The 18,228-nt window shown below is 59.6% G+C and carries 18 protein-coding genes; all 18 read right to left on the bottom strand.

The annotated features are described in order from the left end of the window. Positions 1–23: 23 nt before the first annotated feature. The 18 genes from HBN68_RS05265 to HBN68_RS05180 all read right to left on the bottom strand — a co-directional run bounded on the left by HBN68_RS05265 (position 24) and on the right by HBN68_RS05180 (position 18,219). Positions 24–770: a hypothetical protein gene (locus tag HBN68_RS05265; RefSeq protein ID WP_094992914.1), complete on the bottom strand. Its 747-nt coding sequence runs from the start codon at positions 768–770 to the stop codon at positions 24–26. Positions 771–816: 46 nt separating this feature from the next. Beyond that, positions 817–1,497, bottom strand: a complete 681-nt coding sequence (locus HBN68_RS05260) for a C39 family peptidase (RefSeq protein ID WP_094992913.1) — start codon at positions 1,495–1,497, stop codon at positions 817–819. Between the two features lie 60 nt (positions 1,498–1,557). After that, a complete protein-coding gene (locus tag HBN68_RS05255) occupies positions 1,558–2,319 on the bottom strand; it encodes a heme utilization protein (protein WP_169963007.1) in 762 nt (253 codons plus the stop codon). A 67-nt stretch (positions 2,320–2,386) separates the two neighbouring features. Further along, positions 2,387–2,950 carry an adhesin gene (locus HBN68_RS05250; RefSeq protein WP_094992911.1) on the bottom strand — a complete coding sequence of 188 codons (564 nt, stop codon included), beginning with the start codon at positions 2,948–2,950 and terminating at the stop codon, positions 2,387–2,389. Position 2,951: 1 nt separating this feature from the next. Further along, positions 2,952–3,413 (bottom strand): hypothetical protein, encoded by a 462-nt coding sequence (locus HBN68_RS05245; protein ID WP_094992910.1) that lies wholly within the window; start codon positions 3,411–3,413, stop codon positions 2,952–2,954. 324 nt (positions 3,414–3,737) lie between these two features. Beyond that, complete coding sequence (locus HBN68_RS05240; protein ID WP_094992909.1) at positions 3,738–4,262, bottom strand: AAA family ATPase; 525 nt, start codon at positions 4,260–4,262, stop codon at positions 3,738–3,740. Beyond that, positions 4,259–4,822, bottom strand: a complete 564-nt coding sequence (pnuC, locus tag HBN68_RS05235; protein WP_094992908.1) for a nicotinamide riboside transporter PnuC — start codon at positions 4,820–4,822, stop codon at positions 4,259–4,261. The genes HBN68_RS05240 and pnuC overlap by 4 nt, the downstream gene beginning before the upstream one ends. Before the next feature lie 70 nt (positions 4,823–4,892). Beyond that, a complete protein-coding gene (locus tag HBN68_RS05230; protein WP_169963005.1) occupies positions 4,893–6,500 on the bottom strand; it encodes a glycosyltransferase family 39 protein in 1,608 nt (535 codons plus the stop codon). 74 nt (positions 6,501–6,574) lie between these two features. Further along, positions 6,575–7,948 (bottom strand): UDP-glucose/GDP-mannose dehydrogenase family protein, encoded by a 1,374-nt coding sequence (locus HBN68_RS05225; RefSeq protein WP_094992906.1) that lies wholly within the window; start codon positions 7,946–7,948, stop codon positions 6,575–6,577. After that, positions 7,945–8,352, bottom strand: a complete 408-nt coding sequence (arnF, locus tag HBN68_RS05220) for a 4-amino-4-deoxy-L-arabinose-phosphoundecaprenol flippase subunit ArnF (RefSeq protein WP_094992905.1) — start codon at positions 8,350–8,352, stop codon at positions 7,945–7,947. The genes HBN68_RS05225 and arnF overlap by 4 nt, the downstream gene beginning before the upstream one ends. Continuing rightward, positions 8,349–8,693: a 4-amino-4-deoxy-L-arabinose-phosphoundecaprenol flippase subunit ArnE gene (gene arnE / locus HBN68_RS05215; RefSeq protein WP_169963003.1), complete on the bottom strand. Its 345-nt coding sequence runs from the start codon at positions 8,691–8,693 to the stop codon at positions 8,349–8,351. The genes arnF and arnE overlap by 4 nt, the downstream gene beginning before the upstream one ends. After that, positions 8,690–10,342 carry a lipid IV(A) 4-amino-4-deoxy-L-arabinosyltransferase gene (gene arnT, locus HBN68_RS05210; protein WP_169963001.1) on the bottom strand — a complete coding sequence of 551 codons (1,653 nt, stop codon included), beginning with the start codon at positions 10,340–10,342 and terminating at the stop codon, positions 8,690–8,692. Before arnT ends, arnE begins: the two co-directional genes overlap by 4 nt. Then, entirely contained in the window at positions 10,339–11,223 is an 885-nt protein-coding gene (gene arnD / locus HBN68_RS05205; protein WP_094992902.1) for a 4-deoxy-4-formamido-L-arabinose-phosphoundecaprenol deformylase, read from the bottom strand. The genes arnT and arnD overlap by 4 nt, the downstream gene beginning before the upstream one ends. After that, the gene (arnA, locus tag HBN68_RS05200) at positions 11,223–13,214 is read right to left on the bottom strand and encodes a bifunctional UDP-4-amino-4-deoxy-L-arabinose formyltransferase/UDP-glucuronic acid oxidase ArnA (protein WP_169962999.1); all 1,992 of its coding nucleotides are present in this window, start codon (positions 13,212–13,214) and stop codon (positions 11,223–11,225) included. The genes arnD and arnA overlap by 1 nt, the downstream gene beginning before the upstream one ends. Continuing rightward, entirely contained in the window at positions 13,211–14,224 is a 1,014-nt protein-coding gene (arnC, locus tag HBN68_RS05195; RefSeq protein ID WP_094992900.1) for an undecaprenyl-phosphate 4-deoxy-4-formamido-L-arabinose transferase, read from the bottom strand. Before arnC ends, arnA begins: the two co-directional genes overlap by 4 nt. Positions 14,225–14,819: 595 nt before the next feature. Next, positions 14,820–15,173, bottom strand: coding sequence for a VOC family protein (locus HBN68_RS05190; protein ID WP_094992899.1), 354 nt, complete (start codon positions 15,171–15,173; stop codon positions 14,820–14,822). 62 nt (positions 15,174–15,235) lie between these two features. Then, positions 15,236–17,365 (bottom strand): FAD-dependent oxidoreductase, encoded by a 2,130-nt coding sequence (locus tag HBN68_RS05185; protein ID WP_094992898.1) that lies wholly within the window; start codon positions 17,363–17,365, stop codon positions 15,236–15,238. Between the two features lie 26 nt (positions 17,366–17,391). Next, complete coding sequence (locus HBN68_RS05180; RefSeq protein WP_094992897.1) at positions 17,392–18,219, bottom strand: alpha/beta hydrolase; 828 nt, start codon at positions 18,217–18,219, stop codon at positions 17,392–17,394. Positions 18,220–18,228 lie beyond the last annotated feature (9 nt).

Raw genomic sequence — 18,228 nt, 5'->3', positions numbered from 1 at the left:
ATAAAGTTGTGGGACAGCCTAGTTCAATATCCTGCAGCACGAAGGGCTTTTAGTTGATTGAGGTTTGAATTAAGTCCGTCGGTACTGGGCAGTTTGTTGCCCAGTACCATATTCAATTGAGTCATGTTATTCACGGCATTGCCGCCGCCCAATAACGTAGTGTTCTGTAACACGCCGCCTTGAGCGATTTGTTGCAACGAGTTGCCCTGATTGTTGTTGGCAGCGATAGCCATTTGAATAGCTCCGCTGTTCATCGTCACACTGACGCTACCGGCCGTGTTGCTTAATAAAACCGGGTTATTGGTCGTCAACACACTGCCTTGTTGGTTGATCGCCGGTGTTTGACCGGATTGGCTGATGGTGATGTCGACGTTGTTGAGCGCGCTGTTGTTATCACCGGCGGCCCGCACGCTCTGCACCACCCCCTGGCCACTGCCCAGGCCGGCCCCCCCCAGCACGGTGCCGGTGCCCACATCGGATTTGCCGGCTTGCTGGGTGCCTTGCTGCGAATAGGTGGACACATAAAACTGCGGTTTGACCGAATTTTGCAATTGCAGGCTCGTACTGGCCCCAATCGTTGTGCCTTGCGCATTCGTCCAGGTGCTACTCATGACCAGACCGAAACTGATAATGCGCCCGGGCATGACAAAACGTCCGCGCAACTCTGACAGTTCCTGATCTTTCAACTCGATCGGTTTGAATGGCGTTTCTGCGTGCACTTGCAGGCACGTCGCCAGGCAACTAAGCGCCAGCCAATAGTGGATGTTCATGTGCTGCTCCCGGGAGCATCCTGCCCGCCATGGTGAGTGTGTGCCGTTAAAAAAAGTCACTCTGGATAAAGCCGAAGTCCAGCAACTCGGCATCTTTGACCGGGCTGAACGCATCCAGCGTGTTCTTGGCCGAAAGCGGAACCGGTGGGGTGCGAAGTGCATTGGTTTTGTCATAACCGGGACCAATGACGGCAAACACAATACCGTTCCAGCCTTTAACAAAATCTTCCTGGCTATACCGCTTGTGGCCCAACACCGGGTCGCCGATGTACACCCAGTTGTCTTGAGCCCGTTGCAGGACCACAAAATGCTTGTAGCCCCGGATGTCCAACAGCACGACCACCGGGACATTGATGTTTTGCAGGCTCTGGGCCGGGATGCGATACCCCCGCGCGCGCATGCCGATACTTTCGATGTAGTGCTTCATGTCCAGCATCGAAAAACCCTGGGTACGGACCAGGTCTTCGTTGGCATTGACCAGCATGCCCTTGATCACGTGGTCTTCATCCACATCCAGCCAGTAGGCCTGACGCAAGATAGTGGCCAACGCTGCGGCACCACAGCTGAAATCGGTTTTTTGTTCCACCAGATCGCTGAAGCGTCGTTCTCGAATACTTTGTACCGGTTTAAAAATCAGGTTGCCTCCTGGCAAGGCAGCGACTGGCATCTGCGCGGCCTGCACCATACCGGTTAACCCAAGCAACAGGGCGAGCGCGATTCGCAACATGATGGAGCCACCTCACACGAAGAAAGGGCCTCTGATTCAGAGGCCCTTCAGTACGCCATGTTACATGGCGGTTTTGCCGACACTGCTGATGGACAGTGAATTGCTCTGCTGGTTGCCCACCCCGGCAGAAACGTTGGCACCCACGTTGCCGGAGGTGTATTTGATGGAGTCATTGACGTTGGAATTGTTGCTCACCGGTACGCGGGCGCTGCTAGAACCACCGCTCCATGGCGTGTGGGTGCTGACCGAGCTGAGGTCGTTGACCACGGTCAGGTTATTTGAGGTTTGAGTCGCCCCGGCACCGGCGGTTGCCAGATTGCCGCCCGACACGGCGATCGCCAGGTTGTTTTTCTGTTGGTTCAGGTCGCCAGCGGTGACGTTTACGCCAACGTTGCCGGAGGTGTTGCGCACCGAATCGTTGAGTGTGGCGCCGTTCTGGGTACCGTGGTTGTTCACTTTGTTGTAGTTGCTGGTCTGACTGGCGCTGGTCAAAGCAGCCGCGGTGCCGAGCACAAAGTTTTGGTCATTGTTGGCAATGGCGGTGGCGTTATCCTGCTGGTTGCCCGCGCCGGACGCGGCGTTTACGCCGATGTTGCCGTTGGTATTTTTGATCGAGTCATTGACCTTGGCACCGTTGAGTGTGCCGTTGTTGGCGATGTTGTTGTCATGACTGACCTGCACATCGGCAACCACGGCGCTGGCGCCATTGGTGGCTGTCGGGGTTGGGGTAGGGCCTGGGCGACCGCTGTCAGCCTGGGCAGCGACGGCCATCAGTGCAGCCAGAGCGAAGACCAGTGGTTTAAGAGCCATTGTTGGTTTCATGGTGATTCTCCGTGCTTCATCGGTTAAGTAGGTGTTGGCGTTTTTAATGCACTGCGTGTTAACCAAGTCACTGAGTGACCCGTAGATTCAGGGTGTTAGCCATGCGGTTCCCCACCCCTGCACTCTGGTTGACTTGAACCACTCCGCGGCTGCCGGTGAAGGCCTGATCGCTGGTGACGACCTGGCGGCTGCCCGTGTTGAGTGATCCCGCTCCCGAGTTCGGTTGCAACGCCACGTTCTGTTGGGAAAGGGCGTTGTCGTCCATGCTTTGCGCGATGGCACTGACACCCACCCGCACAGCATTGACCATTTGATTGTTGGCACCTGCAGACTGGTTAACCCCCAGGATGCCGCTGCCCCGGCTGAATGAGTCCCCGCCAATACTGGCCCGAGCATTCATGGCCGGGTCGGCTGAGCCGGACAGTTGCTGCGTTATCCCGGCCGATGTCTGAACCTGATGACCGATGGCAATGGCGCGGCTGTTGACCTGCTGCTGTTGGTTGCCCGCCGCCTGATTGATCATCAGGTTGCCGGTGTAGTGCGCACCCGAGGCGCTGATGTCGGCCTGGTTGTTGTCAGCCAGCACCTGAGTGGAGGCCAGCAGGGTGAGCACCAGAATGCTGATTTTCATGTTATTGACCCCCGCCCATCGAGCTGAGGGGGCGCATGCCTTGCTCAATGCTGCGATTGATCTGGCCGCCCAGACTGCCCATTGAGCCCCCGCCACCCCCCGTACGGCCACTGCCGCTCAAGCCGGGCAAACTGCCGCCCTGGCTGACCATACCCGGCAGGTTGTTGGTCCCGGTGTTGATGACACGGGTAATGCTCGACCCGGTGCTGACGCGGGCAAAATCACCGTCGCCCAGTTCATGTTGTGAAGTGACTGCCGTGATTTGAGCGCCTGGGTTGGCATTGACGGTGGTGGGGTGTGGATCAGGAGGCGGGACAATGCTGCCGACGGCGCGAGGGTAAACATGGCGCGTAATCACAATTTCGCCGGTGCCATCAGCCTGGGCGCTTACGCACACAAGTACTGCACTCAGGCTGAACGCCGTAAGCAGATGACGAGTGAGTAATGTGCGTGAAGTCCCCATGACAGCGTTCCTTCTTCAATGCGCTGGCCCTGATCAGCGTTGAGAAGGAGAGAGCAGAAGCTGTGCCACTTTTGAAAGGGGCTTTAAAATCAAAGCGTTACAGTTGAATCGCAGGTTCACGACCGCTGAGCTGTTTCAACCGTGATACGCGCCAGTGAGCGAATCAGGTATCGAAGCAGGGGCACAACAGGGTATTTAAGGCTTTAAGGGCTGTGTAACGAGGGTGTTACAGCACGCCCGCCGCGACCCTGATCCCCTTGATGTGCACGGGTTACGCGCCATCGGGGTGTATCAGCAGCGGACACTTTTCTTTGAAAAGCAGTATCAAGTGGCCAGTAACTGACTGACGGCGTGCAGCGCGCATGCCTGTCGGTCCTGCCAGTTCCCCCGAATAATGCGCAGGGGCTGGGCATGGCGTTCCAGCCAGTCCCGGCTTTGCTCGAAGAAATGTTGGCGTTCGGCCAGGCTGGGTTGGCAGCGCAGGCCGTCGGGGGTCCACTCCACATCATCGGGGGACAGCAACAGATGCAAATCGTAATGGCGGCTCAACAGCTCAGGCTCCAGCCAATCCGGGCAAGCGCCGAACAAGGTGGTGCTCCACAACATATTGCTCAGTAAATGGGTGTCGAGGATCAGCAAATCGGGCTGTTGCGCACGGGCGGCGTCCTCCCAAGCCAATTGCCCGCGGGCGATGGCCGGGATATCGGCCAGGCAGGTGTCCCGTGGGTGAACGTCCATGAAGTGACGGACGTATTCGCCCACCAGCAAGCCACCGAAGTGTTGATGCAACTGCGCGGACAGCCAGCTCTTGCCGCTGGATTCCGGACCCGCCAATACCACGACCTTCATGTGCGCAACGCCGGGTCGACACGCCAGTCGCGCCACCCCTGAATCGCGATCACCGTGAACAGCGCGTAGAGCCCGGCGGTCAGGTACAAACCCTTGTAGACAAAAAGGCCGACGAATATCACATCCACCACGAACCACAACGCCCAGCACTGCAAGCGTTTTTGCGCCATCCACAGTTGGGCAACCAGACTGAAGGCGGTCAGCGCGGCATCCAGCCAGGGTTGTGCCGCGTCGGTCCAGTGGGCCATGGCTGCGCCGAGCGCGAGGCTGCCCACAGCGCCGATGGCCAAACCGGTCAAGACCTGACGGGTCGTGAGCGCCGTGACCTGACGCCCTTGATGTTGCGTCCCGGCGCGGGTCCATTGCCACCAGCCATACAGTTGCAACGCGGCGTAAATCACCTGCAGGAGCATGTCCGAATACAGCTTCACTTCGAAGAAGATCCAGCTGTAGAGCAGCACCATGACCAGCCCGATCGGCCAGCACCAAGGGTTCTGTTTGACTGTCAACCAGACGGCGATGACACCGAGCGCAGCGGCAAACAGTTCAAGCCCTGACATGGAGGTTCCTTGGCGTGGGGAAAAGCCGGGGATTGTAACCGCAGCAGAGTCCTTTGGGGCACTTGATCCGTCAGGGTTTTTTCAGCAGCACCACCTCATTTTTGTCAAAGCGTGCGCTGAGTACCGGGACCGTGTTGCCCAGCAGTGTGCCTTGCAGGCCCTGATAGTCGGTGCGGTCCATGATGATCCACGCCTGCCCGTTGAGGGCTTCCAATTGCGCCGGGGTTTGAGTGAAAAGGGGCTGCACGTCACGGTCAACATTGACCATGAACTTGATGGCTTTGGCATCCTTGCCCATGCCGTGCACTACCAATGGCAGGGGTGTTTGATCGATCAGGCGCATGGCCTCATGGGTGAATTCGCGTGTGTCGTACACACGCCGTTCGAAGGGTTCGTAGACCATGATGAAGGTCGACCACACAGCCAGTACTGCGCAGAAAGCCAGTAGGGTGGTGCGCCATTGCGCTTTGAACAGCGCCCCCACCGCCACTAACTGCAACAGGCCGAGCACGGCCAGGGCGGTGGTCAATTCTGGTAATTGCTCTCCCAGGCGTTGACGGGCTAGGACCAATCCCGCCATCAACATCCCCGGCATGAGCAGGAACAGGCCCAGTGTGACGCCGCGCAACAACATAAATGCGCGCCCCTGCGTCACTTGAAAAGGGTAGGCCGCAATGATCGCCGCCATGGGCAACATGGGCAGCAGGTAACGGGCTTTTTTGGCTTGGGGGATCGACAGGCCGATCATCACGATCAACCCGGCACCCGCGCAGTACTTGACCAGCGTCAAGGCCGCACCGGTCTGTGTGCGCCCGGTCAGCGCAAGGGTAAGCAGCACCAGCGCCGCCAACGGGTATGCCAGCGCATAGTTGCCGATGGAGCTGGTGAAGTAATACAGCACACTGCTGGCGCCTTCAGTGCCGTCCATGCGCCCGGTCACTTGCATGCGAATCACTTCACGGACGAAGGTTTCACCGCCGCTGACCCATGCCAGCGCCAGCAAGACCCCGATGCATGCCACGAGCAAGGCCAGTGCCTGCAGGCCAGTGGTCAGCATCCGCCGCCATTGGCCGCTGAGTACGTAATAAACGCAGAGCATGCCAGCAGGAATGACCAGGCCGATGGGGCCGCGGATGGCAAACCCCAGAACCAACAACGCCAGCAAACCCGCGTGTCGACGGGGGGCTGCCAAGTGGTCGTGGGCGTAGGCCAGATAAAAGACCCCGAGGCTCACAGCGGCCAGCATTTGGTCCAGCGAAACGGCGCGGGTTTCGGTGATAAACGTCATGCTCAGCACTAGCAAAGCGACGCTCATCAGTGCCCACTGACGTGAATGAGGCGCCACCAGGCGCCAGGTCAGCATTACGATCACGGCGCTGGCAAGCGCAGTGGGCAACCACGCCGTAAGGCTCGTGACCTGACCGAAGGGGGCCGACAGTAACCAGATGAAAAGGGTCGAGGTGGCGCTGTAGTCGGGATAGGGCTGGCCATAGGTGGTGGGAAAGAAGCTTGGCCCGTGGCGCAGCATTTCCTTGGCGAACAGAATAAAGCGCGAATCAAAGCCGATCGCTGCCTGATTGTGCTCCCCCAACACAAAGAGCAGCAGCGCCAGGGCGCCCAGAATCAAGGACTGCCTGCGTTGCGTGTGTAAAGCCAGACGGGATGAATGGGCAGGCATGCGGAGTTTCCTGTACCTGAAAAAATGCACAAAAAAACGCCGCCACTGTTACCAATGGCGGCGCTGCGAACGCTTTAAACGCTTGCCGCTAGAGGCATTGAGGGCGATACCGGCAAGTTGCAGGATTCACCACGGCCCATCGGGAAGTATTGCAAACCGGCTTTGGCCAGCCGCTCGCCGTCGTACAGGTTGCGGCCGTCAAAAATCACCGGGGTTTTCAGGCGCTGTTTGATCAGGTCAAAGTCCGGTGCCTTGAATTGCTGCCACTCGGTGCACACGATCAGTGCATCGGCACCGGTCAGGGTGGATTCAGGCGTGCCCATCAGGCTCAGACGCGGCTCGTCCCCGTACAGACGTTGGGTTTCCTGCATGGCTTCCGGGTCGAAGGCGCGAACGTGCGCGCCCGCCGCCCACAACGCTTGCATCAGCACGCGGCTCGGGGCGTCGCGCATGTCGTCGGTATTGGGCTTGAAGGCCAGCCCCCACAGGGCAAAGGTTTTACCCTTGAGGTCACCGTTGAAAAACGCGTTGATGCGCTCGAATAGCTTGTGCTTTTGCCGCTCGTTGATGGCCTCCACGGCCTGCAGCAAATCGCTTGAGCAGTTGGCCTGCTTGGCGCTGTGGATCAGCGCGCGCATGTCTTTAGGGAAACAGGAGCCGCCATAGCCGCAGCCAGGGTAGATGAAGTGATAGCCAATGCGCGTATCGGCACCAATGCCCAGGCGCACGGCTTCAATGTCGGCCCCCAGGTGTTCGGCCAACTCGGCGATCTGATTGATGAAGCTGATCTTGGTGGCCAGCATGCAGTTGGCGGCGTATTTGGTCAGCTCCGCACTGCGCAGGTCCATAAACATGATGCGGTCATGGTTGCGGTTGAACGGGGCGTACAGGTCCCGCATGACCTCGCGCACTGGCTCGCGTTCGCAGCCGATGATGATGCGGTCCGGGCGTCGGCAATCGGAGACCGCCGAGCCTTCCTTAAGAAACTCGGGGTTGGACACCACGTCAAATGGCAGCGTGCGGCCAGCCTGTTTCAAGGCGTTATTGATGTGCAGGGTCAACGCGTCGCCAGTGCCCACCGGGACCGTGGATTTCTCCACCAAAATCACAGGTTCTTCACGGTGACGGGCCACTGCATCGCCCACGGCAAACACAGCGCTCAAGTCAGCCGATCCGTCTTCACTGGGCGGGGTGCCTACCGCAATGAACAGGACCTGACCGTGTTCCACTGCCAGCTTTTCATCGCTGGTGAAGCGCAGGCGCTTGCTGTCGAGGTTCTCGCGCACCAGTGCGCTGAGCCCCGGTTCAAAGATGCTGACATGACCTTGCTGCAACAGCTCAACCTTGTTGTGGTCGATGTCCATGCAGATCACATCGTGACCGACTTCCGCCAACACCGTCGCCTGCACCAGGCCTACATAACCACTACCGAATACACTGATTTTCATGCGCAGTTCCTGGAACTTGGGGTACGTCGAGAGTTGATCGTGAGCACGCCGAAAATGACCAGCGTTACGCCCAGCGTTTTTGAAAGCGTGAAGCTTTCATGGAACATCGGCAGGCTGGCGGCCAACACATACACCAGGGCGTAGCTGATGCTCAGTAACGAATAAGCCCGGCCCAGCGGTAAATCGCGCAGGGCCATTAACCAGCACAGCATTGACAGTGCGTACGCCACAATTGCGCCGCACACCACGGCCAGCGCCGGTAGCCAAACATCCCCCTGACTGAGTGCGCTCAGCCATTGGGCCGGCTCAGGCAAGCGGGTCATGCTCCAGCGCATACCCAGTTGGGCGCTGCTGACCAGCAACACACTGGCGATGGCAAAGGTGAATCCACGGCGCAGACTCATGCGTGTTGCCCCAGCAGCGCCACACCGGCGATCACCAGCCCCACGCCACACCAGTGGCGCAGGTCGATGGGTTCTTTGAACAGGTAGCGCGCCACCAGCGTAATCAGCACAAAGTTCAGGCTGAGCATCGGATAGGCCACCCCGACCTCCAGCCGTTGCAGGACCAGCAACCACACCAGCAGACCCAGCCCGAGGCACAGCAACGCAAGCCACAACCAGGGCGAGCGCAGCATGCCCGCCATGCCCACATCCACCCCACGCCAGCTTTCGACCGCATATTTCTGTGCGATCTGCCCGGCGCAGGTCAGCACACAGGCCATGAGCAATAACGCAAGGGTCATGGCGCGCTCTGCGGGAAGATCAGAATCACCATGTTGCCTTCGTCGTAGCGCTTGGCATCTTTGGGCAGCATGTCCATTTCATGGCTCTCATCGCTGCTTTTCACCCGCATCACCACGCCCACCGGGCCTTTCAGGCGCGCAGCAGTCAGCCATGGACCGACCTCGGCCAGGCCGATGCTTTTGCCTTGAGCGTCGTCGTAGGTCAGGCCGTATTTCACTTCGCCCTGGGTGTTGTACAACGTCACATCCGGACGGCGCAGGCGCCAGGCCAGCGCCGAGGCCGCGCCCAGGTCGTTGCTGAGCAGCGACGTGGCAGGCGCCAACTCTTGAAGGTGCTCAAGGACGAACTGGTCCGGCATTTTGTTATGCACCACGCTGCTGGGCATGGCCGCCGGCAGCAACAGAACCAGCACACCCATGCTCAGGGCCGGGGCTGCCCACAGCGTCAGCGGGCGCCACAGTTGCACGGCACCGGCGACGATCCAGGTCAGCAGCACGATCACCAACAGGGTCATGTGCAGCGGTTCGTTGTCGTAGAAAGGTGTTTTGATCTGGAAATAGATCAACGCCGCCAGTGCCACGCCAGCCAGCAACACGTTAACCAGTGCATTGGTGCGCAAGGCGCCGGTTTGAGCGTGCTCCACGCGTTGCATCAGTGCGTAACCCAGCAGCAAGGCTAACGGCAGCATGCACGGCATGATGTAGGTCGGCAGTTTGCCTTTGCTCAGGCTGAACAGGGCCAGTGGCAGCAGCATCCACAACAGTACAAACACTACCTTGGCGTTGCGCCTGTTGTGCCAGGCATCTTTGAAGGTCACAGGCAACAACGCGGCCCACGGCAAGCTGGAAATCACCAACAGCGGCAGGTAGAACCACCACGGGCGGCCGTGTTGCGCGTCTTCACCGGCGAAGCGACGAATATGTTCATGCCAAAAGAAGAAGCGCCAGTAGTCAGGTTCCTGTGCATGCACCGCCAGCACCCATGGCAGCGACACCAGGGCGGCGACCAACATGGCCAGCAGGCCGTATTTGACCATTTCCAGAAAGCGCTTCTGCCAAACCATGTAGGGCAGGGCGATCAGCACCGGCAGTAAAAAGGCCAGAAAACCTTTGGTCATGAAGCCCATGCCGCAGGCGAAACCCAATACAGCCCAACTGATGGTCCGCTCGCGCACGGTGCGGCTGTCCACCGCAAACCACAATGCAACGATACTCAGGTTGACCCAAAAGGTGAACTGCGGGTCGAGGTTGGAGTAGCCCGCCTGACCGGCAATCAGGCCGAAGGTCATGTACACCAGCGCGCAGGCAACGCTCTTGCGCGGGTCATTCCACAAGCGCCGTGCCACGAGGTATGTCAGCAACACGCTCAGGCCAGTGGCTAGCGCGGAGGCAATGCGCACGCCAAACAGGTTTTCGCCAAAAATGGCCTGCCCGATGGCGATCATCCAGTAACCGGCAATCGGTTTTTCGAAGTAGCGCAGGTCCATGAAGTGCGGTGTGACCCAATTGCCATCAATGAGGATCTGCTGGCCGATCTGCGCGTAACGTGTTTCATCCGGGATCCACAAACCGTGGGTGCCCAGCGGCAGCAGGTAGAACGCGACAAAAGCCAACATCAACAACGGGATAGCCCAGCGATTCATCGTCATGGCTGTTGCACTCCCAGCCAGCCTTCACGGCCTTCCAGCACGCCACGGCTCAGTTGCCCGGCCGCAATACTGTCGAGATCGGCGGGTAACAGATCGCGCAAAGGCTGAAAATGAATACCGCGGGCGCGGGCTTGTGCCAGCAGCTGCCGGAAGTCGTTTGCCATAAGAATCCCTTCTACTTCTGCATGAATGGTGTACGCGTTCAGCTTTTGTGGGCTGAAGCGATCAAGAATGTAGGCGTTGAAGTCAGCCGCACTCAGGTGCGGACCCACCACTTCATCGAAGGTGGGTAAATCGACAGGGATTTGCGGCGCGCCCAGCTGGCCATCGGCCAGTCGTGGCCGGAACAGGCTGTGCCCGCGGCAATCACTGTTGTAACGAAAACCAAAGGCCTGCTTGGCCTCAACCACACGCTCATCTGCGCGCCAGCCAGCGGCAGCCGAACACTCGACTGCTTGCCCGGTGATGTCGCTCAGGGTGTCGACCCCTCGACGGATCTGCTCGATCAATTGCGCTTGCGACCAGCGCCCGGCGTTGGCTTGCCAGGCGTGATGATCCCACGCGTGCAGGCCCACTTCATGGCCTGCGGCCAGGGCCTGGCGCATCAAATGCCCCAGATCCTTGCCAATCGGCTTGCCCGGCCACGCCGTACCCGCCAGCAAAATGTCCCAGCCATACAGGCTGGCGGCTTTGGAACGCAGCATTTTCCAAAAGAATTGGGGCTTTATCAGCCGCCACAAATGGCGGCCCATGTTGTCCGGCCCCACGCTGAAGAAAAACGTGGCTTTGATCTGAGCTTCATCCAGCAGTTCGAGCAGTTGCGGAACCCCTTCACGGGTTCCGCGGTACGTGTCGACGTCGATACGCAGGCCTGCTTGCATTAGCGTTTTTCCGCGATTTCTACCATGGCTTCACGCAGGAAGAAGTCCAGAGTCTTGCCAATGGTTTCGCTCAGCTCGGTGGTCGGCGTCCAGTCGATCAGGCGACGGGCGTTTTCAACGCTCGGTTTGCGGTGGCTGACGTCCTGGTAACCGGTGCCGTAGAACGACTGGCTTTCGACGTCGCGGAAACCGGCGAAGGGCGGGAAGTTATCGCGCAGCGGGTGTGCTTCGAACTGACGCAGCAACTCTTCGCCCAGTTGACGGATGCTGGCTTCGTTTTCCGGGTTGCCAATGTTGATGATCTGGCCGTCGCATTTGCCGTCGCGGTTCTCAATGATGCGTGCCAATGCTTCGATGCCATCGGCCACGTCGGTGAAGCAACGCTTTTGTTCACCGCCATCCACCAGGCGGATTGGCGTGCCTTCCACCAGATGCAGGATCAGTTGGGTAATGGCGCGCGAGCTGCCCACCCGTGCCGAATCCAGACGGTCCAGACGTGGGCCCATCCAGTTGAACGGACGGAACAGGGTGAATTTCAGGCCTTTCTGGCCATAGGCCCAAATCACGCGGTCCAGCAACTGCTTGGAAACGGAGTAGATCCAGCGCTGCTTGTTAATCGGGCCGACGATCAGGTTGGAGGTGTCTTCGTCGAAATTCTTGTCCTGGCACATGCCGTACACTTCGGACGTCGACGGGAAGATCACACGCTTGTTGTACTTGACGCAGTAGCGGACGAGCTTGAGGTTTTCTTCGAAGTCCAGTTCGAACACGCGCAGCGGGTTACGGGTGTACTCAATCGGCGTGGCAATGGCGACCAGCGGCAGTACCACGTCGCATTTTTTGATGTGGTACTCGATCCACTCGGTGTGGATGCTGATGTCACCTTCCACAAAATGGAAGTTCGGGTGGCTGCGCAGGCGGTCAATGGCGTCGGAGCCGATGTCCAGACCGTACACTTCGTAGCGGTCGTCCTGCAGCAGGCGCTCGGACAGGTGGTTGCCGATAAAACCATTAACCCCGAGGATCAGCACGCGGGTACGGCGGGCAGGGCGCCCGGACCCACTGCCGCGCAGCCGCGAGCCGTCCACCAGACCCAGTTCTCGGGCCAGTTGCGGGCCGCTCAAGTACAGGCCGTCGGCGTTGCGCTGCCCGGCGGTGATGACCAGCGAGTCTTTGCCGCACGCGATACGCAGCGGCTCACAGCTGATGACGTGGCCCGGTGCCAGACCTTCATTGCCGGGCATTACCTCGGCGGCCCAGACAATCAGTTTGTGCTCGCCCACTGCGCAGAACGCGCCCGGATACGGTTGGGTGACTGCCCGCACCAGATTGAACAATTCTTCTGCCGGGCGCGCCCATTGCAACAGGCCGTCAGCGGCGGTGCGACGCCCGAAGTAGGTGGCTTTGGATTCGTCTTGCGGGGTCTCGGTCAGCTTGCCTTCAGGCAGCAGTGGCAAGGTTTCGGCCAACAAGGTTGCCGCGCTTTCGCGCAGTTTGGCGTGCAGGCTCAGCGCGGTGTCGGAGCGTTCGATGCTGACCCGTTGCTGGGCCACAATGGCGCCGGCATCCGCGCGTTTGACCATGCGGTGCAAGGTTACGCCGGTCTCGGTCTCGCCGTTGACCAGCACCCAGTTAGCGGGCGCGCGGCCACGGTAGCGCGGCAACAGCGAACCGTGCAGGTTGAAGGCGCCTTTACTGACGCTGGCGAGCAATTCCTCGCCCAGCAAATGGCGGTAGTAGAACGAGAAAATGTAATCGGCGTTCAGTTTGCGAATGCGCTCGACCCACAAGGGGTGGTTGGCGTCTTCCGGCGCATGCACCGGGATACCCTTGCGTGCACACAACTGAGCAACTGAACCGTAAAAATTGTTTTCCTTCGGGTCGTCAGCATGGGTGAACACCGCTGCGATTTCATAACCGGCGTTGAGCAGGGCTTCAATGCCAGTGCAGCCAATATCGTGATAGGCGAAAACTACGGCTTTCAAACTCATGATTGGACCTGTGTCGAGGTAGGAATAGAAGAAGGCGTGGTCGAAACGTCAGCGCTGGCAGGTGCGGCGCGCACGATTTTTTCGATAAAGAAACGTGGGCGTGCCCGCACATCGCTGTACATGCGGCCCAGGTATTCACCCAGCAGGCCCATGCCAATAAATTGCCCGCCGGTGAACACAAACAACACCGCGAACAGAACGAAGGTACCGTCTCCGGCCCACGTGGCGCCGAAGATCAGGCGCAATACGATCAGCAGGATCGCGAACAGGCCGCCCAGCAGGGCCATGCTGAAGCCGATGATGCTCAGCAGGCGCAACGGCGTGGTGGTCATGCAGGTCACCAGATCGAACATCAGGTTGATCAGGCGCATGGGGCTGTACTTGGAGTCGCCGTGCTCGCGCTCGGCATGCTCGACCAGCACTTCGGTGGTGTGCCGCGCGAAGCTGTTGGCCAGAATCGGGATGAAGGTGCTGCGTTCGCGGCACGCCAGCATGGCGTCGACGATGGTGCGGCGATAGGCGCGCAACATGCAGCCGTAGTCGCTCATGGCGACCCCGGTGGAGCGCTGCACGGCAAGGTTGATCAGGCGTGAAGGCCAACGGCGCCAGGCGGAGTCCTGACGGTTATTGCGCACGGTACCGACCACGTCGTAGCCCAATGCGGCCTGGGCCACCAGGCGCGGGATTTCTTCCGGCGGGTTTTGCAGGTCAGCGTCCAGAGTGATGACGACATCGCCCCTGGAATGTTCGAAACCGGCCATGATTGCAGCGTGCTGCCCGTAGTTACGGTTCAAAATAACCGCCACCACCGGGCTGCCTTCGCGCTCTGCGGCTTCTTGCAGGATGCTGGCCGACTCATCGCGACTGCCATCGTCCACCAGCACAATCTCATAGGGTTGCGTCAGCTGGGCACAGGCGGCTTCGGTGCGCCGCAGCAACTCGGGCAAACTTTGTTCTTCGTTGTAGACCGGAATGACGATCGACACACACTGGATGGGGTAGGGTTTCAAAGTATTCGTTCCAGTCAGTTTCAATGGCACAAGACGACAGGTCTTAACCCGACACACACAGGCGCACTGCAGAATTACGCCCACAGGGATTAAAGCCTATTGTTGGCAAAGGTAAAGACGCCGAAGTCGGTTATCTACATGATTTGCCTACGAACTCTGGTAACTGGCTCGCCACGACAGCGCATACGTTAAACGCACTTTTGTGAAAAACCTATGAAAGACAGATCAACACGGCATGTTTTTCAGCAACCTGACAGGTGCTATTCAGGAAAGTAGTTAGCGCCCTGTAAGTTAATTAGCTTGCAATCTGCAGCTTTCTTCTGAAGGTCACTGCCTGGCAATTAAAGGTCGGTTAATTCGCTAAGCAAGCTAACTAACCAAACAACTAAGTCATTAATGCCAACATGCATTTAATCGCGTTAATCACCAGTCAGATGGCGCCGGCCACAGCCATTGACGCTGTTGCCGGGGTTTTAGTTCATGCAGGGATTGCCGCGCAGGGTTTAGGCCTGTGAATGTGGAGTCACGAACGTTTGCCGGGGGTGCCTGGACAGCAACGGAGGATGCCAGTCACCGCCTGCCGGGGATGCATGCATCATGTTTGGGTCCAGACGGCCAACTCATAACCATCCGGATCGCTGAAGTGAAACCGCCGCCCGCCGGGGAAATCAAAAACCGGTCGGGTCACGGTCCCTCCCGCGGCAATGATGTCGCGCTGGGTTTGCAGCAGGTCATGGGTGTACACAATGATCAGCGGTCCCCCCGGGCGAACCGCTTCTCCCGTGGTGAAACCGCCTTTGAGCCGGCCATCGCTGAATTCGCAATAGGTAGGGCCGAAATCCGTGAAGGTCCAGCCCAGTGCTGTGCCATAGAACGCTTTGCTGCGTTGAATATCGCTGACATTGAATTCGATATTGTCGATGGCGTGCTGGCGAGCATCTGTGTCCATGGTTCTCTCCTTGAGGTGGGCGCCAGAGAGTGAAGCACAAAAGTACTCGCCGCAGTCAGTCCTCAGGCTTCGCGCCCGGCTTGATGACCCGCGCGGATCGCGCCTTCGATGTAGCCAATGCTGTGGCAATCGCCGATGCTGCGCGCCTGCAACCCGGCCCGGGTCAACGCGTCGAGCAGGCGAGTGTCAGGTTGAGCACCCATCGCCAGTACCACTGAGTCGCCAGGGCTTGTCCCCAACTGGCCATCAGCCAAACGATAGTGGACCGCGCTTGCGTCAATCGATGTCACGCTGGCCCCGGTGATCAGCTCACCGCCATGGGCGCGTATCTCATGCAACACGCGCCAGCGCCGCACGATGGCCAGCTCCCTGCCCAAATGGCTGCCGCTTTCCAGCACGCACACCTGTCGACCGCGGGCGAGCAGGAATTCCGCCAACTCCAGGCCCACCAGACCGCCGCCGATGATGGTGACCCGTTTGCCCAGCGGCATCCACACCCGTGACAGTTTCTGCATGGCTTCGCTGCTGTCGGTTACGCCCGCCAGACTGCCCGCTTTCATCAGCGTGCGTTGAGTGAAGGAGAGTTTGCGCTTGGCAATTTCATCAGCCCGGTCACCGGTCATCAGTCGGCGCAACTCATCGCCGCTCCATACATGGTCCTGATCGGCGCCGGGAATCGACGGCGCAGCGCGCTCGGCCCCGACGGCCACCAGCACCTGATCGGCAGCCAGATCCCGCAGCAGGGCAGGCGAGGCTTCGGTGCCAAGCCGAACATCAATCGCTGATTGCTCAACCTGCACACGCAGGTTATCCAGCAAGCGTGCGTTCTCGGCGTACGCCAGCCCCGCGAAAAACAGCGTGCCGCCCAGGCGATCGCTGCGTTCAAGCAGGGTCACGCGGTGCCCGCGCATACTGGCCACCCGTGCGGCTTCCATACCGGCCGGGCCCGCGCCGATCACCACGATATGTTTCGGCTGTTCACACGGCGTAATGACGTACTCGAACTCATGCCCTGTCATGGGGTTGACCGCACATTTGACCCGCTCGTTGACGAAGATCTGGCTCACGCACACATAACAATAAATGCATGGGCGGATGGTGGATTGTTGATTGTTGAGCAACTTGTTGGGCAGCTCGGGATCGGCAAGCAGTTTGCGGGCCATGGCAATGAAATCGCAGTCGGCACGCTTCAATGCGGCTTCGGCGGCTTCGGGTTCGAGGCGCCCGACGGCTATCACCGGCACATTGACGCTGCGCTTGAGCGCGGCGGTCCATTCCATAAAGCCGCCCGGCTGATGCACCAGCGGTGCCTCGGTAAACACTTCACCGCTGGTGATGCGTGCGCTGGCAGACACACTCACCGCGTCCACGCCTGCCGCTTCAGCCAGACGTGCCACCGCCTTGGCGTCCTCCAGATCAATGCCGCCTGGGGTGTGCAGCTCCTGGGCATCCAGACGCAACCACAGTGCAAAGTCGGCGCCGACTCTGGCGCGCACGGCGGCGATGATCTCGAGCAACAGCCGCGCCCGGTTTTCCAGCGAGCCGCCGTACTCATCGTCACGCTGGTTGTAATACGCGGAGAGGAACCCGGCGATGATGTAGCCGTGTGCCGCATGCAGTTCCACACCGTCGAAGCCCGCGCGTTGAGCGCGCTCGGCGGCGCTGGCGAACCACTCGGTCATTTGCGCGATGTCGGCCCGGTCCATGACCCGGATCGGTGAGCCTTCGGCGCGCCGTTTCATGGAACTGACGAAGTTGGCCAATTCTTCCGGGGTGAGGGCGGCCATCATGTCGCTTTGCAGCACCGGTGGCACCGAAGGCACCCACAGCTGGCGACCTTCGGCCATGTCCCGCACCGAAGTCTTGCCTGCGTGTTGCAGTTGCATGGCGATCTTGGCACCGTGCTGGTGAACCCGTTCCGCGAGACGGCTCAGCCCCGGCAGGAATTCATCGCTGGACACACCGACCTGAAACGGCTCGGCAGTCCCGGCGGGAAAGGCCACCGAACACACGCCCATGATCAACAACCCGGCGCCGCCACGGGCCCGGGCTTCGTAATAGGCCTGAATGCGTTCGCCGCAATGGCCATCGGCTTCAGCGAAATTGGAGCCCATGGGCGCCATGATGATGCGGTTACGCAGCGTGAGTGAACCGATGCGGCCGGGTGCCAGTAACTGAGGGAATGTTGTCATTGTCATGTCAGCCCAAGCAGGTGTGATTATTCGTTCAAAAACGCCAGGCACGTGGTGTTGAACAACGTCCGATGTTCAACCTGCACCCAATGGCCACAGCGGTTAAGCAGGATGAAGCGTGCATGGGGCGCATGCTGGAGCACCTTCAAGGCGCCGCTGGCCGGGTTGAAGTTATCGTCAGTGCCCCAGAAGCCTAAAATCGGCACCTGCAGTTCTTCGAGACGCTCGGTCATGTTCGGCACCATCATCGTGGTGAACAGGTTGCGCGGCTGATGCACGGCCACTGCTACGCGTTCGGCCAGCAACGTGTCATCCAGCTGCGAGCTGTCGAACAGTTGCAGGCTCATGATGCGCCGCATTTGCTCGATGCCCAGCGGGCCAGCGTTGTACAGCTCGACCATGCGCTGGATACCGATCATCTTGAAGTAGGTTTCCCGCTCTTCAACGCCGCCGGGCGCCATCAGGATCAGCTTTTCCACCCGTTGCGGTTCGGCCAGTGCCAGCCCGAGGGCAATCGCGCCGCCCAGGGAATTACCCAGCAAGGTGGCGCGTTTGACCCCGACTGCCGTGAGAAAGCCAGTCATGGCTGTGACAAAAAAATCCAGGTTGTACTGTGCGTCTTCCGGTTTGTCGGACCGGCCAAAGCCGGGCAGGTCCACGACCAGATTGCGAAAACCTGCGGCGGCGAAGGCTGGGTAATTGCCTTTGAAATTGCTGAAACCGCTGGCCCCAGGCCCGCTGCCATGCAGCCACAGCACCACCGGGCCGCTGCCCTCATCCAGAAAGTGCAGGCGCAGGCCACTGTCCAGCGTGACGAAATGCCCAATCGGCAGGGGCAGGTCTTGTTCAGTCATGACTCAATC

The sequence above is a fragment of the Pseudomonas sp. WS 5078 genome (assembly GCF_012985745.1).
GTDB classification, from domain to species: domain Bacteria; phylum Pseudomonadota; class Gammaproteobacteria; order Pseudomonadales; family Pseudomonadaceae; genus Aquipseudomonas; species Aquipseudomonas lundensis_A.
The sequence above is the reverse complement of the archived record's forward strand: the minus strand, read 5'-3'. Positions and strand labels throughout refer to the sequence as shown.

Coding starts and splice junctions, on each gene's coding strand:
- HBN68_RS05265 (WP_094992914.1), bottom strand. CDS start 770: ATGAACATCCACTATTGGCTGGCGCTTAGTTGCCTGGCGACGTGCCTG.
- HBN68_RS05260 (WP_094992913.1), bottom strand. CDS start 1,497: ATGTTGCGAATCGCGCTCGCCCTGTTGCTTGGGTTAACCGGTATGGTG.
- HBN68_RS05255 (WP_169963007.1), bottom strand. CDS start 2,319: ATGAAACCAACAATGGCTCTTAAACCACTGGTCTTCGCTCTGGCTGCA.
- HBN68_RS05250 (WP_094992911.1), bottom strand. CDS start 2,950: ATGAAAATCAGCATTCTGGTGCTCACCCTGCTGGCCTCCACTCAGGTG.
- HBN68_RS05245 (WP_094992910.1), bottom strand. CDS start 3,413: ATGGGGACTTCACGCACATTACTCACTCGTCATCTGCTTACGGCGTTC.
- HBN68_RS05240 (WP_094992909.1), bottom strand. CDS start 4,262: ATGAAGGTCGTGGTATTGGCGGGTCCGGAATCCAGCGGCAAGAGCTGG.
- pnuC (WP_094992908.1), bottom strand. CDS start 4,822: ATGTCAGGGCTTGAACTGTTTGCCGCTGCGCTCGGTGTCATCGCCGTC.
- HBN68_RS05230 (WP_169963005.1), bottom strand. CDS start 6,500: ATGCCTGCCCATTCATCCCGTCTGGCTTTACACACGCAACGCAGGCAG.
- HBN68_RS05225 (WP_094992906.1), bottom strand. CDS start 7,948: ATGAAAATCAGTGTATTCGGTAGTGGTTATGTAGGCCTGGTGCAGGCG.
- arnF (WP_094992905.1), bottom strand. CDS start 8,352: ATGAGTCTGCGCCGTGGATTCACCTTTGCCATCGCCAGTGTGTTGCTG.
- arnE (WP_169963003.1), bottom strand. CDS start 8,693: ATGACCCTTGCGTTATTGCTCATGGCCTGTGTGCTGACCTGCGCCGGG.
- arnT (WP_169963001.1), bottom strand. CDS start 10,342: ATGACGATGAATCGCTGGGCTATCCCGTTGTTGATGTTGGCTTTTGTC.
- arnD (WP_094992902.1), bottom strand. CDS start 11,223: ATGCAAGCAGGCCTGCGTATCGACGTCGACACGTACCGCGGAACCCGT.
- arnA (WP_169962999.1), bottom strand. CDS start 13,214: ATGAGTTTGAAAGCCGTAGTTTTCGCCTATCACGATATTGGCTGCACT.
- HBN68_RS05190 (WP_094992899.1), bottom strand. CDS start 15,173: ATGGACACAGATGCTCGCCAGCACGCCATCGACAATATCGAATTCAAT.
- HBN68_RS05185 (WP_094992898.1), bottom strand. CDS start 17,365: ATGACAACATTCCCTCAGTTACTGGCACCCGGCCGCATCGGTTCACTC.
- HBN68_RS05180 (WP_094992897.1), bottom strand. CDS start 18,219: ATGACTGAACAAGACCTGCCCCTGCCGATTGGGCATTTCGTCACGCTG.